This is a genomic window from Streptomyces sp. NPDC002701 (assembly GCF_042889045.1).
Classification (GTDB): Bacteria; Actinomycetota; Actinomycetes; order Streptomycetales; family Streptomycetaceae; genus Streptomyces.
In genome coordinates, this window is the sequence record NZ_JBIAQL010000004.1 from 689,904 (window position 1) to 713,963 (window position 24,060).

At 72.3% G+C, this 24,060-nt stretch carries 22 protein-coding genes; 10 read left to right on the forward strand and 12 right to left on the reverse strand.

What is annotated here, in order from left to right; genetic code table 11:
• Positions 1 to 2 precede the first annotated feature (2 nt).
• From ACFYXC_RS15265 to ACFYXC_RS15275, 3 genes are all read right to left on the reverse strand, one after another.
• Positions 3 to 1,961, reverse strand: a complete 1,959-nt coding sequence (locus ACFYXC_RS15265; protein ID WP_388906877.1) for an FHA domain-containing protein — start codon at positions 1,959 to 1,961, stop codon at positions 3 to 5.
• A gap of 124 nt (positions 1,962 to 2,085) precedes the next feature.
• Entirely contained in the window at positions 2,086 to 3,888 is a 1,803-nt protein-coding gene (locus tag ACFYXC_RS15270; protein ID WP_389551370.1) for a serine/threonine-protein kinase, read from the reverse strand.
• A gap of 322 nt (positions 3,889 to 4,210) precedes the next feature.
• The gene (locus ACFYXC_RS15275; protein WP_389551372.1) at positions 4,211 to 4,888 is read right to left on the reverse strand and encodes a hemerythrin domain-containing protein; all 678 of its coding nucleotides are present in this window, start codon (positions 4,886 to 4,888) and stop codon (positions 4,211 to 4,213) included.
• A gap of 290 nt (positions 4,889 to 5,178) precedes the next feature.
• Here ACFYXC_RS15275 and ACFYXC_RS15280 point away from each other — a divergent pair, with 290 nt between their 5' ends.
• A complete protein-coding gene (locus ACFYXC_RS15280; protein WP_389551375.1) occupies positions 5,179 to 5,967 on the forward strand; it encodes a phosphodiesterase in 789 nt (262 codons plus the stop codon).
• Between the two features lie 65 nt (positions 5,968 to 6,032).
• Here the strand turns inward: ACFYXC_RS15280 and ACFYXC_RS15285 are convergent, their stop codons facing one another.
• Positions 6,033 to 6,566, reverse strand: coding sequence for a hypothetical protein (locus ACFYXC_RS15285; protein WP_389551378.1), 534 nt, complete (start codon positions 6,564 to 6,566; stop codon positions 6,033 to 6,035).
• A gap of 47 nt (positions 6,567 to 6,613) precedes the next feature.
• Complete coding sequence (locus ACFYXC_RS15290) at positions 6,614 to 7,153, reverse strand: DUF1360 domain-containing protein (RefSeq protein WP_389551381.1); 540 nt, start codon at positions 7,151 to 7,153, stop codon at positions 6,614 to 6,616.
• Between the two features lie 237 nt (positions 7,154 to 7,390).
• Here ACFYXC_RS15290 and ACFYXC_RS15295 point away from each other — a divergent pair, with 237 nt between their 5' ends.
• From ACFYXC_RS15295 to ACFYXC_RS15310, 4 genes are all read left to right on the forward strand, one after another.
• Positions 7,391 to 8,590, forward strand: coding sequence for a hypothetical protein (locus tag ACFYXC_RS15295; RefSeq protein ID WP_388906862.1), 1,200 nt, complete (start codon positions 7,391 to 7,393; stop codon positions 8,588 to 8,590).
• Positions 8,591 to 8,601: 11 nt separating this feature from the next.
• Positions 8,602 to 9,192: a hemerythrin domain-containing protein gene (locus tag ACFYXC_RS15300; protein ID WP_388906860.1), complete on the forward strand. Its 591-nt coding sequence runs from the start codon at positions 8,602 to 8,604 to the stop codon at positions 9,190 to 9,192.
• A 172-nt stretch (positions 9,193 to 9,364) separates the two neighbouring features.
• Positions 9,365 to 9,877, forward strand: a complete 513-nt coding sequence (locus ACFYXC_RS15305; RefSeq protein ID WP_389551385.1) for a DUF2243 domain-containing protein — start codon at positions 9,365 to 9,367, stop codon at positions 9,875 to 9,877.
• Complete coding sequence (locus ACFYXC_RS15310) at positions 9,874 to 10,677, forward strand: cytochrome c oxidase assembly protein (RefSeq protein WP_389551388.1); 804 nt, start codon at positions 9,874 to 9,876, stop codon at positions 10,675 to 10,677. Before ACFYXC_RS15305 ends, ACFYXC_RS15310 begins: the two co-directional genes overlap by 4 nt.
• Here ACFYXC_RS15310 and ACFYXC_RS15315 read toward each other — a convergent pair.
• From ACFYXC_RS15315 to ACFYXC_RS15325, 3 genes are read right to left on the reverse strand one after another with little or no spacing between them, the layout of a single operon-like run.
• Entirely contained in the window at positions 10,661 to 11,836 is a 1,176-nt protein-coding gene (locus ACFYXC_RS15315; protein ID WP_389551390.1) for a zinc-dependent alcohol dehydrogenase, read from the reverse strand. The two genes, ACFYXC_RS15310 and ACFYXC_RS15315, sit on opposite strands and share 17 nt — an antisense overlap.
• On the reverse strand, positions 11,833 to 12,294 hold the full coding sequence (locus ACFYXC_RS15320; protein ID WP_389551393.1) for a hypothetical protein: 462 nt from the start codon (positions 12,292 to 12,294) through the stop codon (positions 11,833 to 11,835). Before ACFYXC_RS15320 ends, ACFYXC_RS15315 begins: the two co-directional genes overlap by 4 nt.
• Positions 12,295 to 12,300: 6 nt before the next feature.
• Complete coding sequence (locus ACFYXC_RS15325) at positions 12,301 to 12,753, reverse strand: DUF4383 domain-containing protein (RefSeq protein ID WP_388906850.1); 453 nt, start codon at positions 12,751 to 12,753, stop codon at positions 12,301 to 12,303.
• Between the two features lie 137 nt (positions 12,754 to 12,890).
• Between ACFYXC_RS15325 and ACFYXC_RS15330 the strand changes: the two genes are divergently transcribed.
• Positions 12,891 to 14,165, forward strand: coding sequence for a cytochrome P450 (locus ACFYXC_RS15330; protein WP_389551396.1), 1,275 nt, complete (start codon positions 12,891 to 12,893; stop codon positions 14,163 to 14,165).
• 129 nt (positions 14,166 to 14,294) lie between these two features.
• The gene (locus ACFYXC_RS15335; RefSeq protein ID WP_389551399.1) at positions 14,295 to 15,113 is read left to right on the forward strand and encodes an SAM-dependent methyltransferase; all 819 of its coding nucleotides are present in this window, start codon (positions 14,295 to 14,297) and stop codon (positions 15,111 to 15,113) included.
• Between the two features lie 27 nt (positions 15,114 to 15,140).
• Here the strand turns inward: ACFYXC_RS15335 and ACFYXC_RS15340 are convergent, their stop codons facing one another.
• Both ACFYXC_RS15340 and ACFYXC_RS15345 read right to left on the reverse strand, forming a co-directional pair.
• Entirely contained in the window at positions 15,141 to 16,061 is a 921-nt protein-coding gene (locus ACFYXC_RS15340; RefSeq protein WP_389551402.1) for a helix-turn-helix domain-containing protein, read from the reverse strand.
• Between the two features lie 126 nt (positions 16,062 to 16,187).
• Complete coding sequence (locus ACFYXC_RS15345) at positions 16,188 to 16,415, reverse strand: DUF397 domain-containing protein (RefSeq protein ID WP_388907555.1); 228 nt, start codon at positions 16,413 to 16,415, stop codon at positions 16,188 to 16,190.
• Positions 16,416 to 16,909: 494 nt separating this feature from the next.
• On the opposite strand from ACFYXC_RS15345, the gene ACFYXC_RS15350 reads away from it, so the two are divergent.
• Entirely contained in the window at positions 16,910 to 17,464 is a 555-nt protein-coding gene (locus ACFYXC_RS15350; RefSeq protein ID WP_389551405.1) for a hypothetical protein, read from the forward strand.
• 41 nt (positions 17,465 to 17,505) lie between these two features.
• Here the strand turns inward: ACFYXC_RS15350 and ACFYXC_RS15355 are convergent, their stop codons facing one another.
• Positions 17,506 to 18,261: a type 1 glutamine amidotransferase gene (locus ACFYXC_RS15355; RefSeq protein ID WP_389551408.1), complete on the reverse strand. Its 756-nt coding sequence runs from the start codon at positions 18,259 to 18,261 to the stop codon at positions 17,506 to 17,508.
• Positions 18,262 to 18,544: 283 nt separating this feature from the next.
• The gene (locus ACFYXC_RS15360; RefSeq protein ID WP_389551411.1) at positions 18,545 to 18,991 is read right to left on the reverse strand and encodes an SRPBCC family protein; all 447 of its coding nucleotides are present in this window, start codon (positions 18,989 to 18,991) and stop codon (positions 18,545 to 18,547) included.
• 377 nt (positions 18,992 to 19,368) lie between these two features.
• Between ACFYXC_RS15360 and ACFYXC_RS15365 the strand changes: the two genes are divergently transcribed.
• Together ACFYXC_RS15365 and ACFYXC_RS15370 are read left to right on the forward strand one after the other, a co-directional pair.
• Positions 19,369 to 21,765, forward strand: a complete 2,397-nt coding sequence (locus ACFYXC_RS15365) for an RICIN domain-containing protein (protein ID WP_389551414.1) — start codon at positions 19,369 to 19,371, stop codon at positions 21,763 to 21,765.
• 486 nt (positions 21,766 to 22,251) lie between these two features.
• Positions 22,252 to 23,997 carry a sensor histidine kinase gene (locus ACFYXC_RS15370; RefSeq protein WP_389551417.1) on the forward strand — a complete coding sequence of 582 codons (1,746 nt, stop codon included), beginning with the start codon at positions 22,252 to 22,254 and terminating at the stop codon, positions 23,995 to 23,997.
• Positions 23,998 to 24,060: the final 63 nt, after the last annotated feature.

The following is a 24,060-nucleotide window of genomic DNA, read 5'->3' on the forward strand; positions in this document are numbered from 1 at the left end:
TGTCAGGCCCGGTTGAGGGCCGCGGGGTCCTGCGGGCCGGCCTCACCGCCGAGCACCCGTGGGTCGGTGGGGCGGGCCACGTAGACGGGGGCGTCCGACTGGTAGAAGAGGTCGATGTCGGCCTCCTCACCACCGACGATCAGCGTGTCCCACGCGCCGCTCTCCTGCAGTGTCCGCAGGGTCGACGGGTCGAGCGTGGCGAGGTGGTCGCGCAGTTCCCCGTCGGTGGGCATGCCGGGCAGACGGGTCGCTAGGCGCGAGCGTATCTCCAGCATGCGCTCCAGCAGCGCGTCCAGATCGGGCCGTGCGTCCTCCGGTTCGGCGGTACGCGCCGGGGGCGGCGTCTGCTCCATGCTGCGGGCGATGATGTCCTTGATGGCGCGGGTGACGCCCCGTTCGTCGGTGGTGACCATGGCGTTCCAGGCGCGGCTCTTGTGCCGGTACTGCAGCATCGACATCGCCGCCTCGTGCCGGATGAAGTCGGCGTCGCGCAACGGCCTGCCCTGCCATCCGCGGCTGAGCGAACGGGCCAGGGACACGGCGGAGGCGAGGCCGCTGTTGAGACCGCGCCCGGGCCAGAAGTGGATGGCGTTGGCGGCGTCGCCCAGCAGGAAGCCGTACGTTCCCGGGGTCGTCGCGGTGGAACGGTGGAGCTGCGCCGTGAACCGGGGGCGCTGCACCATGTCCAGCCGGAACGAGGTGATGGCGGTGAGGTCGTCCTCGGCGACGCCGAACAGCTTGAGGCCCTCCCGGATCCGCTTCCACAGGGCCGACCCGCGCAGCAGGGCGGGCAGGAAGAGGGTGCCGTGGGTGGGACAGACGAACTCGTTGTCCTCCCCCTGGCGGCTCATGACGCACGGGCGCGCGGCGATGCACTCCTCGAAGACCTGCCGGACGGGATCGATGCCGATCACGGCCTTGGCCTCGTCGCGGGTGAGCCGCATGTTCAGGAAGCCCTCGCCGCGCAGCGAGTTGAGCAGGAACCTGTTCTGCGACACGGTCAGCAGGACGCTCATCTCGTCCGTGAGCGGCGACTTGACGCGCAGTCCCAGCACCACGTCCTGGAGGTGCTCGCCGTCGAGGGAGTAGATGGAGGCGTCGGCCGCGCCGAAGCGGTCCCCGTAGTACTCGCGGGTGCGGGACCGGCCGCCGTCACCGATCACGAGGACGTGTTCCTGGGCGAGCCGGCCCTCGTGCTCCGCGGGATCGAAGCGCTTGGGTACGAGCCGGATGGCGGCCTTGGCGTTGGCCAGCTCCAGCAGCTGGTCCTCGACGTAGGCGATCCGGATGTTCCGGGGAGGTTTCCCGTCGACGGAGTCCGGTCCGACGGGCCACATCTCGGAGAAGTGGTCCGGGTCGGAGAACAGCGCGGACCGCATCTCCTCGGTGAGCGCGAGGTACTGCCGGCTCTGGATGGTCACGACCTGCTGGCGGCGGACGTTGCCGTGTGTCTCGTCCTTCCAGGCCACCTTTGAACCGGACTTGATCCAGCGTCCCTCGTAGACGGTGACGGCCACCCGCCCGGGCAGCGCGTCCTCGATCATCAGGGCGAAGGCGAGGCCGACCGGGCCGCCGCCGGCGACGGTGACGCGGAGCGTGCCCGGGTTCGCGGCGACCGCGGTGCGCGGCATGTCGAGCTGGGAGAGGTCCATGACCGTCTCCAGGGCTTCCTGCGTCTCGAACGCGAAGGTCTCGTCACCGATCCGTATGACGTCGCCGTGCTCCAGCACATGCCGGGTGACGCGCCGGTCGTTGACGTACGTCCCGTTCCTGCTGTCGCGGTCGTGGAGGACGAACGCGTCGTTCTCCACGACGATCTCGGCGTGCAGCCGGGAGGCACTGGTACTGACGATGATCACATCGTTGTCGCTCTTGCGTCCGAACCGCAGGGGGGCCGCGGTGCCCAGCACCACGCTCTGACCACTGAAGGGACCCGTGCGTCCCACGATGACCGACGACACCACAAACTCCTCGATGACATGCCCCGGTGCCGGGGGACCGCACCACACGGTCGTCCCGGCACCGACGCGAACCGGACCAGCACACTCAGGGACCCGGCGGCGGCCACGCCGCCGGGTCCGTCACTCACACGTCAGGGTGAAGGGCACCGTGTCGGAGATCGTCTGCTCCGAGGACTTGATCTCCACGCCCATGGCGCCGGCCAGCGTTCCCGTCTGCGCGTACGTCGTCACACGGATCGTCTGCCGGTGGGTGCGGGGGCCGCCCTCCGAGAAGGAACAGGGCCCGCCAGGTCCGGTCGACCACCTCGCCCTCGGCCGACACCCACCGGTAGGTGAACCGCACGGGCAGCTCCGTCACCGTGAAGGTGGCCGTGAACGCCGGCGCCTCCTCCTTCGACGGCGGGCAGGCTCCCGAGTACGTCGTGTTCGTCCCGGCGACCGACACCGTCACCGGCGGTACCCCGGCGTCCGATCCGTCGCCCTCCCCGGCGGAACCGTCACCCGCGGAAGGAGCGCCGTTCTGTGCCTGCTGCGAGGAGGGGCCCTGGTCCGCCGTGTTCGCGGCGGGGTCCTTGGCGTCCGCCCCGCCGTCGTCCCCGTCGTTCAGCAGGGTGTACCCCAGGCCGCCCAGGAGCAGGGCGGACACCGTCGCCAGCGCCACCAGCAGGTATCCCGTACGCCGGCTGCGCGGCGGCCGGGGCGAGGCGCGTCCCTCCGCGGTGTACGGAGCGCTCGCGGCGGCGGGCGTCGTGTGGCCGGGGGGAGCGGCGGCGGGTCCGGAGGTCCGCACCTGGACGGTGGGTGTGTCGGTGGTGCGCGGAGCCGTGGCCCCGATCGCCGTGGCCCCGGCCGCCGTCGTGTCGTGGGGCGGAGCGGTCGGCGGTGCGGGGGTCGCCCGCTCGGCGGGCGCGTCGACGGCGGTCGCCGCCGAGGTGTCCGCGGTCGTGTCGGCAAAGGTGTCGGCGGTGGTGTCGGCGAAGGTGTCCGCCGAGGTGAGGTCCGGCTCCGGCCGTACGTCACCGGCCGGCGCGGCGACGGTCGTCGGCGTGGTGCCCGTCTCGGTGGTGTCGGCGTCGGGCGCGGCGCCGGCGGCTATGAGCCGCAGGTCCCGCGCCGTCTGCTCGGCGGAGGTCCGCTCGGCGGGGTCCTTGCGCAGGAGCCCCTCGATGACGGCGGTCAACGGGCCGGCGCGGGTCGGGAGGGGCGGTTCGTCGTCGACGACGGCGCGCAGCGTGCCCAGGGCGCTGTCCTGCCGGAAGGGTGAGCGGCCCTGGACGGCCGTGTGGAGCAGGACGCCGAGGGACCACAGGTCTGTCGCCGGGCCCAGGGAGCGGCCCAACGCCTGTTCGGGCGCGAGGTATTCGGGAGAGCCGACGACCTCGCCGGTCATGGTGAGCGCGGTGTCGCCCTGCACCATGGCGATGCCGAAGTCGGTGAGGATCACCCTGTCGTCGTCGGCGAGCAGGACATTGGCCGGTTTGACGTCACGGTGCAGTACGTCGGCGTCGTGGGCGGCACGCAGCGCGCTCAGCACCTCGGCGCCGATCCTCGCGGCCTCCTGCGGGGTCAACGCGCCCTGCGCCCTCAGATGTTCGGCGAGCGAGCGGCCGCGGACGAGTTCCATCACGATCCACGGACGGCCGCCGTCGGTGACCACGTCGTGCACGGTGATCACGTTGCGGGCGGAGATCCGGGCCGCGGCCCATGCCTCCCGCTCGAGACGGGTGTACATGCGCTCGATCTTCTCGGCGGAGAGCCCGGAGGGAGCGCGCACCTCCTTGATGGCGACCTCGCGGCGCAGCACCTCGTCCCGGGCGCGCCACACGGTTCCCATGCCGCCCTCGCCGAGGGGGGACAGCAGACGGTAGCGATCGGCGACCAGCCGCTCAGGGCTCACGTCCGGGGACGTTGTGTCCTGGTGGTCCATCGGGGCGGTTCTCCCTTGTCTTCGAAGCATGAACATGAGCGCCCGGACGCCGCCCACACGATCGGAGCCGCCCGCCACGCCGGTGCTCCTGTCGCATGCGAAGGCGCCCGACAGCGGTGAGAACACCGCGTCGGACGCCCCGTCGTCGTCCACCGCCGGGGCGATCACCCGTTGCTATCAACTACACGCCAGGCAAGGGCCGTTCGGTTGCTGCAAGTCTAGCCGTGGGATCAGTCCCTTTCGGACAACGGCAGTCGTATTTCGACCCCGCCGTGGTCACTGTCGCGCCAGGACCTCGCGTCGCATGATCTGCGGAGACCGTTCACCGCCGTCCGCGGAGCAGCCCCGCGGCCAGGGCGGCGCAGAGCAGCACGCCCGCCAGTCCGACGGCCGCCTTCTTGCCCCGGGCTCCGGACGCGCCGGGGCCGAGTGCGTCGCGCGTGCGGTCGTAGAGGCTCAGCGGCACCCCCAGGAGGGCGTTGCCCGGCGGGCGGCGTGGGACGGCCGGGTGGGGGTGCGTGGGCGCGCTCAGCCGTACCGCCTCCCACGCGGCGCCGAGCCGGCGCAGCTGAGCCGCGTCCATGGCGTCCTGCAACCGGGGCAGCAGGAGGTCCTCCTCGTCCCTGATGTCCTGCCGGACGAGGGCGAAGACCCGCCCGACCAGTTCCTCGCGCTCAGGGTCGCCGGGCGCGAGGCGCTCGATGACGGAGACGAGGTCGTTGATCTGCTGATGCTCCTCCTCGACGAGGGAGGTCAGCTCCTCCCCCTCCGCGACGGAGCGCCGCACGGCGGGCCACAGCACGGACTCCTCGGCGAAGGCGTGACTGAAGACGAGCTGGATGGTCCGCTTGAGGATCCGGTCGCGCTCCGCCCCGTCGTCGAGGGTCTGGTACCGGTTCATCAGCCGGTCCATCTCGGCGTGATCACGGCGCTGCCGTACGAGGACACTCTTGTCGCCGCCCAGTTGCCCGACGGTCTGCTCTGCGATGGTCCCAGGCATGGACCACTCCCTTCCGGCCGACGCGAGGTCGGCCCGGCCTCGGTTCGGCCGCCGGCTCTCGTCGCACCGCCGAGGCCCGGACCGGCCGCGAGTACCCCGGTACCGGGCGACGCACCACCTCTCCAGGCTCCGTCCGGATCGCCCCCGATGCCATTGGGAACCGTCCGGCGCGGCGCCACGCCGAGTGACCGCACCCGGCCGGGGTACTCGGCCCGGCCCGGCCCGCGGAGAACGGGACCGGAGGCAGGAGCACGTTCCCGTACAGGGTCGAGAAGAGGAGTGGGTGCGACGTGGGAGAGCGGCTGTCGCGGTCCATGAGCGCCGGCGCCCCGGCCGTCCCGGCCGCCGGCTCGCCGCGGACGGCGGCGGCAACCCGGGCGGTCGCCGCCGTCGAGGCCGGTTTCCGGCTGCTGGCCCGGCTGCGCCGCGCCCCGGCCCTGCATCCGCACGGGCTGACCTGCACGGCCGGTCTGGAGGTCGTGGGCGCCGGGGGTGAACCGTGGGGTGTGCCGTGGCTGGACACGCCCGGCCGGTACGCCGCGACGGTCCGCCTCTCCCGGGCGGCCGGTCTGCCCGGCCGGCTGCCCGACGGACTGGGTCTTGCCGTGCGGGTGGAGGAGGCGGCCGGCCCGGGCCGGCCCCTCGACCTGCTGCTCACCAGCAGCGGGCGGGGCCGGACCGCCCGGCACGTGCCGCAGCCGCGCGCGGACGCGCTGGGCGGCCCGTACTCGTCTCTCCTGCGGTACCGCGTCGGCGGCCGCCACCGCACGCTGGCCGCCTTCCCCCGCCGTACCCGGCCGGGGCGGGTGCGCGGCGACCTGCCGGGACTGCGCGCGGCACTGGACACCGGCCCGCTCGTCTTCGACCTGTGCGCCGAGACCTCCGGCGGGGCGTGGCGGGCGTTCGCGGTGCTGACGGTGGGCGGCGCGCTGCCCGTGGAGCAGGAGAAGAGTCCGGGCTTCGACATCTACGCGCACAGCGTTCCCGGGTTCCGTCCGGGCAGTGCCCTGGAGGCGACCCGGCGAGCCGCGTACCGGGGCTCCCGCGCGGGCCGCCACGGACCGGGCCGGGCCCACTGAGCGGGTCCCCACCACCTGCGCGGATTCCCGCGGCGCGTGAACCCCCCGCGCGCGTGAGGGCGTGTCTACCGGCCGTGGGCGTCCCCGCGCGGCAGGGGGCCCACACCGGAGTGGCGGCCGGGGCGGAGGGCGGCGTGGCGCTGTCCGGGGCCGGGCCCGCCGCGGGCGGCGAGAGCGTCGGCGACGAGCCCGGTGGTGAAGGCGTACACCGCCTTGTGCAGGACGTCCACGACGAGTTCCCGGCGGGGCCAGGTGGCGGGCGGGGCGCCGACGCCGGTCGCGTTCTCGAGGATCTGGTCGTTGGTGAGACGCACGACGGCGAACTTGGCGGACGCGACCGGCCCGCGCAGTCCGGCCTGGGCCATGACCGACCGCAGGACGCCGAGGAGCGCGGCCTGTCCGTGGTGCATGAGCCAGTTCACCGGCAGCGGCTGCGTTCCGGGACGTTCGGGCAGGCCGGTGAGGCGCTGGAGGACCCGCGCGGGTACATGGGAGTCGGGCCTGCCGGTGACGGCCTGCTCGATCTTCTCGCCGAGGGTCATGACGACCCCTCCGGCGGTACCGGCGACCAGGCCCTGCCACAGTGCTCGCTTCATCATGCCGGGCGGGTACCCGTCGCCCCCGTGCTCACCCACCGGGTGTCCGGTCATCCCGTGGTCTTGTCCACCAGCGCCGCGTAGGTCAGCTGCAGCGCGTCGGCCCCGGCCAGGGCGGCGAGCGCACCCATGGCGGTGCGGGTGGCCCGGGGCCAGAGCAGCTGGCCGGCGGTCAGGGTCGACACCATCCACACGCTCGTACAGAACGGGCAGGTGACCAGCTCCCCCACCGTGTCCTTGCCCTCGTCGGTACGTGCCTCCTCGTGCAGCTCCGCCGGGCCCTGCGGACCGATGTACCGCGTGAAGGGGGCCCGAAGCGGACTGGTCACCGCGGCCTTGCTGAGCAGCCGGCTGAGCCGGAAGGCGGCCACCGCCGTCAGCACGACGTCCTCGGGCGCGGGCCGCTCGGGCAGCGGACGCCCACGCAGCCGTACCAGCGTCGCCCAGGCCGCCGTGTACGCCCCGAACCCGGCCATGGCGGTCAGATAGCCGCCCAGAGGCCGTTCGTGTCCCGCCGAATAGTTCTGCTTCGTGCCCCGGAGGAAACCGTTCAGACGTCCCGCGAGGCCGTGCCCGACTGCTGTGCTCATGGGCCGCCGGGTCCCCATCAGGGCCAACCGCAAACGACCGGGCGGGGGTCGGCGTGACGATCCCCGGAAAGGTGCCGCCGGGCGGGTGACCACCGGCGTCCCGGTGCGGCGCGGGAGCCGCCGTCCGGCGGCCACGAGGGCAAACATGGCGGGCGCTCATTCCCCCGCTGTTTTCGGAGACTGATCTCCGTATCCGGGGGGACTGCGTACTCACCATCAACTGCCCTGGAGGCACGGATGACCTTCAACCCCCTGGAGCAACGCGGAATCCCGCTGGACCGCCAGCTCAGGAATTGGCGCGAGCTGAACGTCGCCCCCATCGACCCCGATCACTGCGACCCCTACACCCGCTGCCGCATCATCACGATGAACGGCATCGAGGTCGAGGCGATCATGTTCAGCCATCAGCTGGCCCGCAACACCGTCGATCCCGAGGTGAAGCGCCAGCTCGCCCGCACGCGCTACATCGAGGCGCAGCAGCAGAAGGTCGTGAATTGGCTGCTGCCCGGGGTGTCGTCGGTGCTGGAGACGACGATCGCCTACGAGCAGGTGGCGGTGGACCTCACCGCGTGGGTCGCCCGTATGGAGCCGGACCCGTACCTGAAGCAGGCGTACCAGTTCGGCGTGCTGGAGGACTTCGACCACCTCTACCGGTACGCGAACCTGTACGAGATGATCGAGCACCGCAAGGCGGACGCGATCGTCGACGGCCTCACCGAGGTCATGCCGGGCCGGCCCACGAAGTACCACCACCGCAACCCGGTGGACAACGTCCGCGACCCGTACGCCAAGGACGAGACGAACCCGCTGTCGAAGCTGCACGCGCTGACCATCATGTCGGCGGAGCAGCAGACCATGAACTTCTACATGAACACCGGCCCCACCTACATGGAGCCGATCGCCCGTCAGCTCTACCAGGAGATCGGTCTCATCGAGGAGGAGCACGTCACGCACTACGAGTCCCTCGTGGACCCGGGTGAGACGTGGTGGGAGCAGCTGGTCAACCACGAGTACAACGAGTGTTACCTCTACTACTCCTTCATGGAGCAGGAGACCGACGCGCGGATCAAGGCGATCTGGGAGCTGCACCTGAACATGGAGCTGGAGCACCTGCACATCGCCTGCGACCTGATGCGCCGGCACGACGGACGCGACCCGGAGTCGGTCCTGGCGCCGCAGCTGCCCGACGTGCTGACCTTCGAGCCGAACAAGGCGTACCTGCGCGAGCTGCTCGACACGCAGATCGACCTGACGACGCTCGGCGCCGGTTACGTCCAGGACGCGCACGAGCGGTTCGAGAAGATGCAGGAGGAGATCCACGGCGGTGAGGCGCCGCCGAGTGAGCGCGTGATGACGCAGCACGACGAGATGTTCGGGCGCGAGTACCGCGTCGAGACCGAGGGCGAACACCCCGACCCCGCCCTGCGCGGCAAGTGAGGAGAGCGGTCATGCCCGAGCTTCACACCCCGCAGGCCGGCGACGACAACGCCCCGGACACCGACGTGGTGGCCCTGCTGATGCGCCAGCACGGTGACATCCGCAACCTCTTCGACGAGGTCGAGGCCACGAAGGGCGACGCCCGGCAGGACGCCTTCCGCCGCCTGGTACGGCTCCTCGCCGTGCACGAGACGGCGGAGGAGGAGGTCGTGCACCCGTTCGTGCGCCGCAGTGTCACCGGCGGTGAGGACGTCGTGGAGGCCCGTCTCGTCGAGGAACGGTCGGCGAAGGAGACGCTCAGCACGCTGGACGACATGGACACGAACGACCCGAAGTTCATGCCGCAGCTGCTGGCGCTGCGCGCCGACGTGCAGGAGCACGCCCGCGCGGAGGAACGCTACGAGTTCACCCACATCCGGCGCAGCGCGGACACCGCGGGTCTCGCCGCCCTGGCCAAGGGCGTCAAGGCGGCCGAGGCGATGGCGCCGACCCGGCCGCACCCGGGGGTGGAGTCCGCGACGGCCAACATGGCGCTCGGGCCGGTCGCCGCGCTGATGGACCGCACCCGTGACGCCGTCCGCAAGGCCACGGGCCGCGACTGACCGTGCGCGTCCGGCACGACGGACCCGGCCACCTGGCTCCTGCCGCGACGGGATCCGCAGGACGGTCCCACCGCACGGCGGTGGGACCGTCCCGCACTGTCCGGTGTGGTCCGCTGCTGTCCCGGCGGGCAGCGGTGGGGGACCACGGAGGACGGGACGACGGAGGACGGACATGACAGAGAGGCGGATGCCGATGAGGCCCCCGGACCGGTCGGCCGCCCCCTCGGGCGCGCGTGCCGAGCCCCGCAGGTCGATGGCCGTGTGCGCCCTGATCGGGGTGGCGGTGATGGCGGCGGTCGACGAGATCGTCTTCCACCAGATCCTGCACTGGCATCACTTCTACGACCGTTCGACCACCGGCGCGGGCCTGCTGTCCGACGGGCTGCTGCACACCGCCGAGCTGCTGATGCTCGTCGCGGGGTTCTTCCTCTACGCCGACCTGCGCCACCGCCGTGCCCTGGCGCCCGCGCACGCCCGGGCGGGCCTCCTCCTGGGCCTGGGCGGCTTCCAGCTGTTCGACGGGATCGTGGATCACAAGCTGCTGCGCCTGCACCAGATCCGCTACGGCGTGGACGTCACCCCGTACGACTGGGCCTGGAACCTCTCCGGCGCGGTCCTGCTGCTGCTCGGAGTGGCCCTGGCCGTTCGCGCGACCCGCCGCGCCCCGGCCGGCCCGGCGGCATGACACCCGCGCACGTCCATCCCGGCCCTCCGCAGGATCCCACCGCGATCGGGCTGTTCACCGTCGCGGCGGCCCTGCTGGCGGTCGCCGCCTATGTGACGGCCGCGAGCCGGCTGCGGCGCCGCGGGGACGCCTGGCCGCGGTGGCGCGACGGGTCGTTCACGGCCGGCGGGATCGCCGTCGCGGGGGCGGCGGTGGCGGGGCTGCCCCGCGGACCGTTCACCGGGCACATGATCCAGCACCTCGCCGTCGGCATGGTCGCCCCGCTGCTCCTCGCCCTGGCCCGCCCGCTCACGCTCGCGCTGCGCGTCCTCGCGCCCGGCCCCGCCCGCCGGGGTCTGCTGGCCGTCGCGCGTTCCCGTCCGGCCGGCTGGCTGGTCTTCCCTCCCCTGGCGGCGCTGCTGGACGTGGGCGGCATGTGGCTGCTCTACCGCACCGGGCTCCTCGCGGCCACCCAGCGGCAGCCGCTGACGCACGCCCTGGTGCACACGCACCTGCTGGCGGCCGGGCTGCTGTTCACCTTCGCCGTGTGCCGGCTGGACCCGGTGCGCCGTCGCTGGAGTCTCGCCGTGCGCGGGGCCACCCTGCTGGCGGCCGGCGCCGCGCACGGCATGTTGGCCAAGACCCTCTACGCCGTCCCCCCGCCGGGCACCGCCTTCGACGGGGCGGACCTGCGCGAGGGGGCCCAGTGGATGTACTACGGCGGCGACGTGGTGGAGGCGGCCCTGGCGGTGGTCCTGGGGGTGGGGTGGTACACCTCGCGCGGACGCGCCAGGGCCGCCGCGGTCAGCCGCCGGGCCTGATGACGGCGCGGACGCAGCCGTCGGTCTTGTGCTTGAACATGTCGTAGGCCCGCGGTGCCTCGTCGAGGGACACGGTGTGGGTCGCCAGGTGCGACGTGCTCAGCTCCCCCGCCGCCATCCGGTCGAGCAGCATCGGGATGTACCGCTGGCCGTGCATCTGCGCGCCCCGCACGGTCAGCCCCTTGTTGATCACCGCGCCGAGGGGGAACTTGTCCACGGCGCCGGCGAAGACACCCAGGATGAACACCGTGCCGGCCTTGCGGCAGGCGTGGATGGCCTGACGGACCGCGGTGGGCCGGTCCGTCTGGAGCCGCAGCTGCTGTTTCACCTGGTCGTAGACGTGCACGGGGCTGTCGCTGTGGGCCTCCATGCCGACCGCTTCGATGCAGATGTCCGGGCCCCGGCCGCCGGTGCGTTCCCGCAGTTCGGCGCCGACGTCGGTCGCCGTGTAGTCGATGACCTCGCTGCCGATGTGCCGCTCGGTCATCGCCAGCCGCTCCGGGATCCGGTCGATGGAGATGACACGCTCCGCGCCCTTCAGCATGGCGGCACGGGCCGCCATCTGGCCGACGGCCCCGCACCCCCACACCGCGACCACGTCACCCGGCTTCACGCCCGCCAGGTCGGCGCCCATCCAGCCCGTCGGCACCGAGTCCGACACGAACAGGGCGCTCGTGTCGTCGATGCCCTCCGGGACGGGAAAGGCGCCGTAGTCGGCGAAGGGCACGCGCACGTACTCGGCGTGGCTGCCGCGCAGTCCGCCCATGGCGTGCGAGTAACCGAAGATCCCGGCGGTGTCGGCGCCGAAGAGCGCCTGTCCGATGCCGGGGTTGGTGTTGGTGTTGTCGCACAGCGACCACAGGTCGTTGGCGCAGTACCAGCACCGGCCGCACCCGACGAACGAGCAGACCACCACCCGGTCCCCCACCGCGTGGCGGCGGACCCCGGCGCCGGTCTCCACGACCTCGCCGATGAACTCGTGGCCGATGACGTCCCCGGACCGCATGAAGGGGATGTAGCCGCCGATGAGGTGGAGATCGGAACCGCAGGTGGTGCCCGCGATCACCCGTACGATCACGTCCTGGTCGTTCCGCAGGACCGGATCCGACACCTCCTCGACCCCGAGCTTGTTCACGCCTTCCCAGCACAGTGCCTTCACAGCACTCCCTCCCCGCTCGCGCGCCGGCTCAGCAGGCCGACCAGTCTGCCGCCGGGGGTGGGATGCGTGGTGGGCGCGTCGGGGCGCATGACCTCACCGGCCTCCAGCAGGGCTTTCGCCTCACGCAGGGCGATCCGCAGGTCCTGACGCGGGTCGTTGCCGGTCAGCCGCGCGGGCACCGACTGCGCGGCGGCCGACGGCGCCTCCCTGAACCGTACGGCGAGTTCGGTGCCGCGGTCCCCGGGTGCCGGACCGACGCGCGTCTCGATCCGCTCGCCGTACTCCTGGAGGGGTGACGGCAGCTTGTCGGCCTGTACGTCCGCCGGCGGGCGGTTGACCGTCACCGTCAGCCACCTGTTCGCGGGCGGCGGCGCCGGCTGGTTCGTCCGGGCCCTGCGCGCCACGACCGCCGCGCCGGCGAGTCCCGCCGCGGTGGCCCAGAACTTCTTGGCGACCATCGGCCGTCACCTGCCCAAGGTGGAGCGGGAGCGGGTGAGCAGCGCGCCCAGCGCGATCATGCCTATGCCGAGGAAGAAGTGCAGCCAGTCGTCGGCCGTGTTGAGCGGTACGAAGTTGGCTCCGCTGTCGTGGCCGACGAACAGGCCGTACAGCCACAGCACCAGATAGACGGCGCCGCCCGCCAGCAGGTACGTACGGGCCCCGGAGGCGGTGCGTGCCAGCGCGACACCGGCCACGCCGAAGGCCAGGTGCACGAGGTTGTGCAGGACGGAGATCTGGAAGATCCCGAGGAGCTCGGCGCCGGAGTCGTGCGAGGCGAACTTCATCGTGTCGTAGTCCGTGGTGATCCCCGGGATGAATCCGAGGACCCCGACCAGCAGGAACACCGCCCCGACCAGCAACGCCGCCTTCTGTACGGGGGTCTGGTACGTGTTCGCGTTGCGTGTACGTGTCGTCATGGCCGTTCGGCCCTTCGTCGGGGGCGCATGGAAGAGCACCCGTGCGCGGCGAGTACCCCTGCCCGGCGGGGCAACCCTGTCCCGGCGGGCGAACTCGGCCGCGTTTCCTGGGGGACGCCGACGGGCACTCGGGGCCCATGAACGACAGGTCGCGCCCTCCGCTCCTCGACAGTTCGCCCGCTCTCCTGGCCAAGGGGTACGCCTGGCTGCCGGACCGGTGGCGCCGTACCGACGGCCCCGTCGTGCGGGCCCGGCTGATGGGCCAGCACGCCGTGGCCCTGCGGGGCCCGGAGGCGGTGCGGTTCTTCTACGACGAACGGCACGTGGAGCGCGGGACGGCGCTGCCGGGTCCGGTGCTGAGCACCCTGTTCGGCCACGGAGCCGTGCACACCCTGGACGGGCGGGCCCATCGGGTGCGCAAGGGGATGTTCCTGTCCCTGCTGTCCGGGCCGCAGGCGGTGGCCGGACTGGTGGAGTGCGTCACCGCGGCGTGGGAGGAGACGGTCGCGTCCTGGCCCGGCCGTCCGTCGGTCGTCCTGTTCGACGAGGCGAGCCGGATCCTCACGCGGGGCGTCTGCCGGTGGGCCGGGGTCCCCCTCCTCGACGGCGACGAGGTGGCCCGGGACCTGGTCGCCATGGTCGACGGGTTCGCCACACCCGGTCCGCGCCACTGGCGGGCCCGCCGGGCGCGGGCGCGCAGTGAGTCGTGGCTGGCGCAACTGGTCGAGGACGTCCGGGCGGGGCTCGCCACCGCGCCGGCCGGCTCGGCGCTGGACGTCGTCGTCCGGCACCGGGGGCTCGACGGGGAGTTCCTCGACCCGCACACGGCGGCGGTCGAACTGCTCAACGTCCTGCGTCCGACCGCCGCGGTGTGCTGGTTCGTCACCTACGCGGGCCATGCGCTGCATCACAGGCCGGACGTGCGGCGCCGGCTGATCGAGGACGGTTCCGCGTACGCCGTGGCGTTCGCCCACGAGCTGCGGCGGTTCTATCCCTTCGCTCCCTTCGTCGGCGGGCGCGCCGTCTCCGACCTGCGGTGGCGCGGAGAGCTGATCCCCGCCGGTGCGCTGGTCCTGCTCGACCTGTTCGGGCAGGACCACGATCCCGGCCTGTGGGAGGAGCCGTACACCTTCGACCCGCGGCGTTTCCTGGCCCGACCGCCCGCGCGCGACGCACTCGTTCCGCAGGGCGGCGGCGATCCGGCCGCCGGTCACCGCTGCCCGGGTGAGGACGTGACGGTCGCACTGCTGTGCGCTCTCGGGCCGCGGCTGGCCGGACTGGCGTACGACGTGCCCGAACAGGATCTGCGGATTCCGCTGAACCGTGTGCCGGCCCGGGTGAGCAGCGGATTCGTCCTGCGTGCGGTGCGCGTACCGTCGTCGGCGTACAGGCTCCGGACGGTCGTGTCCTGACCCCGGCGGACGGGCCGCCGCCGCGTGCGCCGGGGGCGGGTTCGGCGAGACGCTGGCCGTCGCGAACGGCAACTCCCTAGGATGTACTTCCTGTTGCACGTGCAGTCGGCGCCGCTCTCTGGGGGACCCATGAACACCGACAGGCCACTGTCCAGGAGCATCGACGCGAGTGTGCCGACGGCCGCTCGGATGTACGACCACTACCTGGGCGGCAAGGACAACTACGCGGCGGACCGCGCGGCCTGCGAGGAGCTCGACAAGGTCGTCCCCAGCACCCGTCGGCTGGCGCTGAACAACCGGCGTTTCCTGCAGCGGGTCGTCCGGACCCTGGCGGCGGACTACGGGATCCGCCAGTTCCTCGACCACGGATCCGGCCTCCCCACCCAGAGCAACGTGCATCACGTCGCCCAGGCGGTCGACCCCGACGCGCGCGTGGTCTACGCCGACAACGACCCCATGGTGCTGGTGCACGGCCGGGCCCTGCTGGACCAGAACGACCGGACGGCGGTCATCCACGCGGACCTGCGCAGCACCGACGAGATCTTCTCCCACCCCGACACCCAGCGTCTGATCGACTTCTCGCAGCCGGTCGCCGCCCTGTTCAACTCGGTCTTCCACTGCATCCCCGACAGCGAGACCGACGGCCCGCCGGCCGTGGTCCGGCGCGTCGCGGAGCGGCTCGCGCCCGGCAGCTTCATGGTGATCTGCCAGTTGGTCAGCGAGGACGCCGAGGTCAGGGACTTCGTCACCAACTTCATGGACCAGGCGACGCAGGGCCACTGGGGACGCGTACGCCAGGAGAAGGACGTCGCGGCGCTGTTCGACGGCATGGAGATTCTCGAACCGGGGCTGGTGGAGGTCTCCACCTGGCGGCCCGACGGGGAGGTCCAGCCGCGGCAACTCTCCCAGGAGTGGATCGAGTTCGGCGGTCTGGGCCGGCTTCCGTAGGCCCGTGGCCCGTGCAGCCGGGCGGCGTCACCCCACCCGGTAGCGCTGCTCCATCGTGCTGCGCAGCAGGTCCAGGGAGTCGCGCGGCTTCAGGGCCTCGTCGGCCAGCCGGTCGAGCGTGTGCCGGTACTCCTCGGTCTCGTCGCGGTCCTCCAGGAAGTGCGCGCTCCGTATGTGCTCCAGGTAGACGATGTCGGGCAGGTCGAGGCCGCCGAAACGCAGATAGGTGAGGGGGATGGCGGGCGCCGACGCGTTGGTCACGTCCAGCGGCACGATCTGCAGGACCACGTGGGGCCGCTGGGCCATGGCGATGAGGTGCGCCAGTTGCTCCCGCATGGCTTCCCGGCTGCCCAGCACACGCAGCAGGACGGACTCGTCGATGACCGCCCACAGCTGCGGGGCGTCCGCCCGGTCCAGCAACTGGGCCCGGCGCATGCGCAGTTCGACCCGGCGGTGCACCTCGGCGGCCGGGGCGTTCGGCAGACCTCGTTCCACCACGGCCCGGGTGTAGGCCGCCGTCTGCAGCAGCCCGGGAACGTACTGGATCTCGAAGGTCCGGATGACGGCGGCCGCTTCCTGCAGGCCCACCAGCCTCTCGAACCACTCGGGCATCAGGCGTTTGTCGTAACGCTGCCACCAGCCGGGTTCGTTGGCCCGGTGCAGCAGCTTGAGCAGCACCGAACCCTCGTAGGGATCGGCGTCGTACAGCCGGAGCAGGGCGCGTACGTCCGCGTCGCTCGGCGGCTTGCGTCCCTTGCCCGACTCGATGCGTGAGAGCTTGGCGGCGCTGAACCCCAGGACGCGCGCGGCCTGGTCCTGAGCGAGGCCGGCGTCCTCGCGGAAGCCCGCGAGCTGGACGCCGACCAGCATCTTCAGCAGAGTGGGGGCCGGCTCGGATCGCTCCAGATAGGATTCGAGCCGTGCGACGCGGGGCGACTCGGCGACCATCTTCGACTCCCCCGCGGTGCGGCACAAGGACGCGAACAGTATCGCACCGGACAGCCCGGCCCCGCATCCCCCGTCAGCGGACGGGGAGTCGGGCCCGGAGCGACGACTCCAGCGCCAACTCCCCGCTCACAGCAGGTGGTCGAACTCCCCGTCCTTGGCACCCGCCAGGAAGGCCGCCAGCTCCGCGGAGGTGTAGACGAGCGCGGGCCCCTCGGGATCACGGGAGTTGCGCACGGCCACGCCCCCGTCGATCCGGGCGACCTCCACGCAGTTTCCCTCGGCGGTGCTGTGCCGGCTCTTGATCCAGCGGGCGTCCAGCGAACTCGCCGGTATCCCGTTCTCCACCTGTGGCACTGCTGCCTCCTCGTCGTTCCCGTACGGGTGCGGCGGACCGGACTCGGCGGCGCAGGCTCGCGACGCCACGGTCACCCCACGGTCTTCGGCCAAACTTCACGCAATTTCCCGTGCAATTGCATGCGGCCGCCCATGAGGTGAATAATAACCGCAGCGCCGACAACCCCAGCCAGGGCATCGCGTCCTGACGTCACATCAGGGAGATGACGTGTTGTCACCTGCGCGTTCAAGGCTCCCGTCGCTGCGGACGACCACGTCGCCGACGGGCGGCCGAGGCAGGTTCACCGGGCTGCCGGCGCCACACCTCCTGGCGCCACCAATTCCGGCGCCACCACTCCCGGCGCCGACACCCCTGGCGCCTCAGGCCGAACCGCACGCTCTCGCCGCGACCGCCGGCGCGGGCCGGATCGGACCCACGGGAGGGGACGAGCGCCCGGACCACCCGGCCGGTTCCGCCGGCCGACCGATACGACATGCCGGAAGGGCTTCACGTCATGCATAGCGTTCCGCCGGAGCAGCCGAGGACCGGGCAGCGAGGGCACCAGCGGCCCCAGACGGGAAGAGCGACGGTCACACCGCTCACGGGCATGGGCCGGGTCGCCTGGAGCGAGATGCGGGACTCCACGGGCTCCGCCACCGCGATCCCCCTGCTCCTGCGCAGCGTCGCCTGGGGCAATGCGCAGACCGCGGCGACCGCGCTCAAGGACCTGCGAGAACGCATCTGCCAGTACGGCTTCGTCGTGGAGCAGGCGACCGCCGCCACGGTCCCCTTCCTCTGGGAGCTCGCGCAGGTGCCCGAAGTGACCTGCCGGGCGCAGATCCTGCAGTTGCTCAAGAACATCGCGGACACCCGGCAGTGGGAGAGCATCGCCGGTGCCTATCCGAAGCTGCTCAACCACCGCGAGAACCCCGCCGCGTGGGAGCGCGCGGCGAGGGAGGCCGTCCACGCCCACCAGGACGCGCTCGACGTGCTGATGTCGGAGGACGACACCGAGATCGCGCACGCCACGACCGAACTCGCGCGCACCCTCGGCAGGCAGACCTGCTAGGGCGGTCCGTACGGACGCGGCGCGGCGGGCACGCGGGCCGGTCAGGCGTACTTGCGCGCCGCCTGGCCCGTACGGGAGCCGGCGTGGTCGCGGACCACCGTGGCGAACGCGGCCACCAGGCGCCGGGCGGCGTCGGCCGACGCGGGTTCGGCGGTCCGGGCGCGGGCGTGCAGGCCGGCCAGGTCGATCCCCTCGTCGGCGAGAGCCGCCTCGTCCCACCGGGCCAGCCGGTCGGCGTCCGCCTCCGGGTGGAACTGCACTCCCCACGCGCGCCTGCCCAGCCGGAACGCCTGGACAGGGCACGCGTCACTGGAGGCCAGGTGGACAGCGCCCGGCGGCAGGGCCGTGATCTGGTCCCGGTGGTTCTGGATGACGGGAAAGCGGCGGGGCAGCGCCCGAAAGAGAGGGTCGGTCGCGGCCTCGGCCCGCAGGGCGACCACACAGCTGCCGCGCTCGGCTTGGCCGTGGCTGCCGCGGACCGTACCGCCGGCCGCCAGCGCGAGCACCTGCGCTCCCAGGCAGATGCCGAGCAGCGGGAGGCCGTCCGCCACCGCCCGCCGGGCGAACGCCCGTTGGGCGGGGAGCCAGGGAGCCCGGACGTCGTCGTCCGGAAGGAGCCCACCGCCGAGGAGGATCACCGCCCCGAACTCCTCGGCCCGGTCGGGCGCAGCGGCCCCCTCGACCTCCACCAGGGCGATCCCGTCCTCGGCGAGCCAGGACGACAGCCGCCCGGGCCCGCTGCGCGGGGCGTTGCGCACCGCGAGGACACGTGGCCCGGTGCCGGACCCCGCGGTCACGCCCCCACCCCGGGTACCGGAGCGACGAGTGTGGGGCCGTTCGGGCCGGGACCGTCCGGGGCAGGTCCTTCCCGGCGCGGGCGGAACCCGGCTGCGGATACCGGCACGTATACGGCCACCGGCCGCGGCGGCGGGAACAGAGGCACTTCGCGACTCCGACGACTGTGGCGAGGGACCGCACGGGCCGCACGGACACCGACGGGATCGTACGCCGTGCGCGGCGCAGCGGGTCGTGACCTGCGACCGATCGCCCCGCGCCTCCGGAGGCGCGGACCCGCGCAGCTCAAGAAGCCTCCACGGCGGCCTTGATGCGCTGCCCGAAGGCCGGGGCGTCCTTGCGTGCCGCGCCGCCCGCGAGGGGCAGCAGCAGTTTGCCGATGCCGTGGCCCTCCAGCCTGTTGTGGATGCGGACGCGGGTTCCGCCGCCCGGCGCCGGTTCGAGGTCGTAGCCGCCCTCGGCCGCGGTGACCAGGTTCCGTGACCGCTCGCGCCAGCGGATCCGGCTGGGCGCGACGAGTTCGGTGATCTCGAACTCCCTCGCCGTCGTCATGCCGGCGTCCTTCACGGTGCTGCGGAAGACCGTGCCGACGGCCGTCGGACCCTCCGGCTCCTTCTCGATCCGCTGCACACGGGGGCTGAACCGGGGATCGTTCGTGCCGGCCGCGAGGAAGGCGAAGACCTCGTCGATCGGACGGTCGATGTCGACAGTGGCCTCGAACTGGGTTCCCATGGACTCTCCCGGGGGTGGCGGTGGCCGGGGGCAGAAGACTCGGCACCGGCCGAGACCGCAGGTCCACCCGTCAGAACAGGCGCGACAACCATACGACGCCGGGCCCGCCCCCGCAGGCACACCGAGCATGTCCTCGTCGTCCCTCGGGCCTCGTTCCGGTCACACCCCGCGGCGTCTCTTGAACATGTCTCCGGGTCGTCCCACTGGACAGCCGTCGTACGCCGTGCTGTGATGCCGCCAGCCGCATTTCCAACGTTGTACATCCAGCGTTCCCGCGGCCTCTGTTCGCCTCTGTTCCGCCGCGCACGGCCGACGTCGGACCGTCCCCCACGGCAGGCGCCGGTGACCACTTCCTCTCCCCGACAGGAAGCAGTGACATGCCGATCGACAGACGCAGTCTTCTCCGCACGAGCAGCCTGGTGCTCGGTGCGGGCGCCGCCACGGGCGCGCCCCTGATCACCGCCGGACCGGCCGCCGCCGCCGCGCCGGAGGTGGCCGCCGACGCCCTCGTCCGGCTCAGGCCCGGCAGCATCGTGCCACGCGGCTGGCTGGCCGGTCAGCTGCGGCTCCAGCTGGACGGACTGTGCGGGCGCCTCACGGAGAAGTCGCACTTCCTGAACTTCGCCACGAGCGGGTGGGTGCACCCCGAGAACAACGCCTGGGAGGAACTGCCGTACTGGCTGCGTGGATACGTCCCGCTGGCCGTCGCCACCCGTGACACCGCCGCCCTCGACCGGGCACGGCGCTGGATCGACGCGATCCTCGCCACCCAGCAGAGCGACGGCTTCTTCGGGCCGCGCGCCCTGCGCACCGCGTTGGGCGGCGGTCCCGACTTCTGGCCCTACCTCCCTCTCCTGCAGGCGCTGCGCAGCTTCGAGGAGTTCACCGGGGACGCCCGCGTCGTCCCCTTCCTCACCCGGTTCCTGCGCTACATGAACGCGCAGGGCAAGGGCGCCTTCGACACCAGCTGGGTGTCGCAGCGATGGGGCGACTGCATGGACATCGCCCTGTGGCTGTACCGCCGGACACCGGAACCCTTCCTCCTCGACCTGGTCGACAAGATGCACACGTGGGGCGCCGACTGGACCGGCGCCCTGCCGAACGCCCACAACGTCAACATCGCGCAGGGATTCCGTGAGCCGGCCCAGTACGCCCAGCGGTCCGGCTCGGCCGGGCACACCGGCGCGACCTATCGCACGTACACCGAACTCCTGGCGGCGTACGGCCAGTTCGCCGGTGGGGGTTTCGCGGGGGACGAGAACGTCCGGCCCGGCTTCGGCGACCCCCGGCAGGGCTTCGAGACCTGCGGTGTCGTGGAGTTCATGGCCAGCCACGAACTGCTCACCCGTATCACCGGCGATCCGCTCTGGGCCGACCGGTGCGAGGAGCTGGCCTTCAACATGCTGCCCGCGTCCCTGGACCCGGACGGCAGGGCCGTGCACTACGTGACCAGTGCCAACAGCGTCGACCTGGACAACACCCGCAAGACACAGGGGCAGTTCCAGAACGGCTTCGCCATGCAGTCCTTCCAGCCCGGCATCGACCAGTACCGCTGCTGTCCGCACAACTACGGCATGGGATGGCCCTACTTCGCGGAGGAGCTCTGGCTCGGCACACCGGACGGCGGACTCGCCGCGGCGATGTACGCGGCCTGCCGGGTCACCACGCAGGTGGCCGGCGGCACGGCCGTCACGATCACCGAGGACACCGACTACCCGTTCGGTGAGACCGTCGAACTCGTCGTGTCCGTCCCGCGTCCCGTCCGCTTCCCCCTGCTGCTGCGGATACCCGGCTGGTGCGCGGCTCCCCGGCTGCAGGTGAACGGCCGGAGCGTGGCGGCAGGCGGCGGACCGGCGTTCGTCCGGGTGGACCGGACCTGGGCCGACGGCGACCGGGTCACCCTGCGCCTGCCGCAGCGCACGACGGTGCGCACCTGGCCCGGCAACCGGGACTCGGTCGGCGTCAGCCACGGCCCGCTCGCCTACGCGCTGCGCATCGGCGAGAGGTACGTCCGCTACGCGGGTGACGCGACCTTCCCCGAGTACGAGGTGCACGCCACGACGCCCTGGAACTACGGTCTGGTGCCCGGCGGGAAGCTGGAGGTGCGCCGCGCCGCGGGACCCCTCGCCGCCAACCCGTTCACGCACTCCGCCACCCCCGTCTCGATCACGGCGGAGGCACGCCGGATCCCCGAGTGGATCGCCGACGACGAGCACGTCGTCGCTCCGCTGCAGCAGAGCCCGGCCCGGTCCGCGGGCGCCGTGGAGCAGGTCACGCTGATCCCGATGGGCGCGGCCAGACTGCGTATCGCGTCCTTCCCCACCGCCTCCCCCGACGGCACGCCCTGGCAGCCGGAGAGGCCGTACCGCCGGATCCGGAACAAGCACAGCGGCAAGGTGCTCGCCGTGGACGGCATGTCCACCCAGAACAGCGCCCACGTCGTCCAGTTCGACAACTCGGGCACCGGGGACCACGCCTGGCAGGTTCTGGACCGGGGGGAGGGATGGTTCCTGGTCCGCAACGGGCACAGCGGGAAGGTCCTGGGGGTGGACGGCATGTCCACCCAGAACAGCACCCACGTCGTCCAGTTCGACGACAACGGCACCGACGACCACCTGTGGCAGTTCGCCGACGCGGGGGACGGCTGGTTCCTGATCCGCAACAAGCACAGCGGGAAGGTCCTGGGGGTGGACGGCATGTCCACCCAGAACAGCACCCACGTCGTCCAGTTCGACGACAACGGCACCGACGACCACCTGTGGCAGTTCGTCTGAGCGGCGGCGCGGGCCGGCACCGGGTCCGCCCCGGTGCCGGCCCTCCGGACCGTCGGGGCGCCCTCACACGGGGCGAACGAGATCATCACCGTTTCCGCGAATATGCTGGGTGCCTGTGCCCTCGCGGTGGCCGGATCGTCGGCCACATCAGTGGCTAGTTGGCCGAAAATGCACCCTGCGGGCCGCAGCTGTCGAAGTGTCGAACACGGCCAGGGGCGGCAAAGCACACGAAAGCGCCGACTGTCGCGTGCCGTACCCGAGTCGGTGTCAACACACTTCACCTATCACACGGTCCTGTCCTGGTAGCCATTTCCCGACGAAGTGAAGTCGTGTAGGTGATGAGCCCTTGGTGGGGCCCGTGTGGCTGGTGCGGTGACTAGCATGAGCGGCGTGCTTGATCCGGAAGACGACCTACCGTCTTCCAGGTTCTCGGCGTTGTTTCAGTCGTGGACGTACTCCTGCTCTCACGGACCGAGGGACCGCGGAATGCCAGTGCCTGCTCGCCCCCGCCAGCGCCGATCCGCGCAGAAGACGGGTTCCTCCTCAGCGGTGTTCCCGGCGCTGCTGGTCGCCACGGCTTCGGGGGCCGGAACGGCCGTCGGCCTCGCCCCCGAAGCGGCCCGCCCGTGGGTGGCGGGTACGGCGGGCGCCGCCTGGTGCTGCGTCGCGGCAGTCGTCGGTTTCACCTCCTCCCGCCTGCGCCGGGCCCAGCGCCAGACGCTGTCGCGGACCGGCGAACTGGAGATGACCAAGAACAACTGGGCGCAGCACGGCGCCGAGACGGACCAACTGGTCAACGTGACGCTGCCGGCGATAGCCAAGCAGCTCAAGAACGGCGATGGGTCCGACGAGGTGCTGTCCGGTCTGCCCACGCCCTCCGACCCGTATCTGCGCCGGATGCTGCACGTCTTCACCACCGAGGTCGCCGAGGCGGCACGGCGCACCGCCGATGCCCAGGCGGACCTCGACATGATGCGGCGTGAACTGGCCCAGGGGACGAAGGAACTCGAGCGCCTGACCAACGACACCCTGCCCGCCGCGGTGGAACTGCTGCGTCAGGGCAGCTCCGCCGAGACCGTCCTCGCCAAGCTCGACTGGCCGGCCAACCCCCTGCTGCGCTCGCCTGCGGAATCGTTCATCCGCGAACTCGCGTACAGCGAGCGGCGGTCCGCCGCCGCCCAGGCCGCCTCCGCCAAGGCCCTGAGCCGGGTCCAGGCCAAGACCGTCGGCATGCTCGCCGACCTCCGGGACATGCAGGACCGCCACGCGGGCGAGATCTTCGGGGACCTGCTGCGCCTGGACCACAGCACCTCCCAGCTGGGCCTCATGACCGACCGGCTCGCCCTGCTGATGGGCGGCCGCTCCAGCCGCGTCTGGAACAAGCCGATCGTCATGGAGAGCATCCTGCGCGGCTCCGTCGGCCGGATCGCCGCCTACCGGCGCGTGCGGCTGCACAACTCCAGCAAGGCGGCCATCGCGGGCTTCGCGGCCGAGGGCGTGATGCACCTGCTCGCCGAACTCATGGACAACGCCGCCAACTTCTCGCCGCCGATCGACGAGGTCCACGTGTACGTGGAGGAGCGCAGCGCCGGTCTCGTCGTCACCATCGAGGACAGCGGACTGAAGATGTCCGACGCCTCGATGCGCCGGGCGGAGGAGTCGGTGTCGGGCAAGGTCACCGACCTCGCCTCGCTGCAGGGCACCCGGCTCGGTCTGAGCGTGGTGGGCCGGCTCGCCGCCAAGCACGGGATCAGCGTCAACTACCGTCCCTCGTCCCGCGGCGGCACCGGCGTCGTCGTCCTGCTGCCGCCCCAGCTCGTGGCCCAGCAGCGCGAGCCGGTCACCGGCGAGCGTCCGCAGCGCGTCGCGGAGGTCCCGGCCGCCGCACCGGCTCCCGCCGCGGTCGAGGAGGCGTTCCCGGTACGGCCCACGGCGGTCGCGCCCGCGCAGGAGGCGCCGCCGGCCGACGTCCCCCGCAGGCGCGGTCCGGCGACCCCGGGCGGACTGCCGGTCAGGGCCCCCGGCCGCACCATGGCCGAGGCGGAACAGGGACGGGCCAGGAAGACGTCGGAGCCGTCCCGCCCGGAGCCCGACGGAACGGGTCCGGCGCGCGACGCCGGCAGCCGGTTCGGCGCCTTCCACCGCGGCCGTCATGCCGGAGGTTCCGCCGACTCCCCCACCGCTCCCGGCGACGACGCCGGGCACGGGACCGGGCACGGGGCGGACCACTAGGAACCGGCCCGCAGCACAGCTCAGGGCGCCGCGCGCCCACCCCCGCACCGAATCGCCGCACCC

Coding starts and splice junctions, on each gene's coding strand:
- ACFYXC_RS15335 (WP_389551399.1), top strand. CDS start 14,295: ATGAACACCGACAGGCCACTGTCCAGGAGCATCGACGCGAGTGTGCCG.
- ACFYXC_RS15295 (WP_388906862.1), top strand. CDS start 7,391: ATGACCTTCAACCCCCTGGAGCAACGCGGAATCCCGCTGGACCGCCAG.
- ACFYXC_RS15340 (WP_389551402.1), bottom strand. CDS start 16,061: ATGGTCGCCGAGTCGCCCCGCGTCGCACGGCTCGAATCCTATCTGGAG.
- ACFYXC_RS15325 (WP_388906850.1), bottom strand. CDS start 12,753: ATGACGACACGTACACGCAACGCGAACACGTACCAGACCCCCGTACAG.
- ACFYXC_RS15350 (WP_389551405.1), top strand. CDS start 16,910: ATGCATAGCGTTCCGCCGGAGCAGCCGAGGACCGGGCAGCGAGGGCAC.
- ACFYXC_RS15300 (WP_388906860.1), top strand. CDS start 8,602: ATGCCCGAGCTTCACACCCCGCAGGCCGGCGACGACAACGCCCCGGAC.
- ACFYXC_RS15305 (WP_389551385.1), top strand. CDS start 9,365: ATGACAGAGAGGCGGATGCCGATGAGGCCCCCGGACCGGTCGGCCGCC.
- ACFYXC_RS15330 (WP_389551396.1), top strand. CDS start 12,891: ATGAACGACAGGTCGCGCCCTCCGCTCCTCGACAGTTCGCCCGCTCTC.
- ACFYXC_RS15365 (WP_389551414.1), top strand. CDS start 19,369: ATGCCGATCGACAGACGCAGTCTTCTCCGCACGAGCAGCCTGGTGCTC.
- ACFYXC_RS15290 (WP_389551381.1), bottom strand. CDS start 7,153: ATGAGCACAGCAGTCGGGCACGGCCTCGCGGGACGTCTGAACGGTTTC.
- ACFYXC_RS15360 (WP_389551411.1), bottom strand. CDS start 18,991: ATGGGAACCCAGTTCGAGGCCACTGTCGACATCGACCGTCCGATCGAC.
- ACFYXC_RS15285 (WP_389551378.1), bottom strand. CDS start 6,566: ATGATGAAGCGAGCACTGTGGCAGGGCCTGGTCGCCGGTACCGCCGGA.
- ACFYXC_RS15310 (WP_389551388.1), top strand. CDS start 9,874: ATGACACCCGCGCACGTCCATCCCGGCCCTCCGCAGGATCCCACCGCG.
- ACFYXC_RS15320 (WP_389551393.1), bottom strand. CDS start 12,294: ATGGTCGCCAAGAAGTTCTGGGCCACCGCGGCGGGACTCGCCGGCGCG.
- ACFYXC_RS15370 (WP_389551417.1), top strand. CDS start 22,252: ATGCCAGTGCCTGCTCGCCCCCGCCAGCGCCGATCCGCGCAGAAGACG.
- ACFYXC_RS15275 (WP_389551372.1), bottom strand. CDS start 4,888: ATGCCTGGGACCATCGCAGAGCAGACCGTCGGGCAACTGGGCGGCGAC.
- ACFYXC_RS15270 (WP_389551370.1), bottom strand. CDS start 3,888: ATGGACCACCAGGACACAACGTCCCCGGACGTGAGCCCTGAGCGGCTG.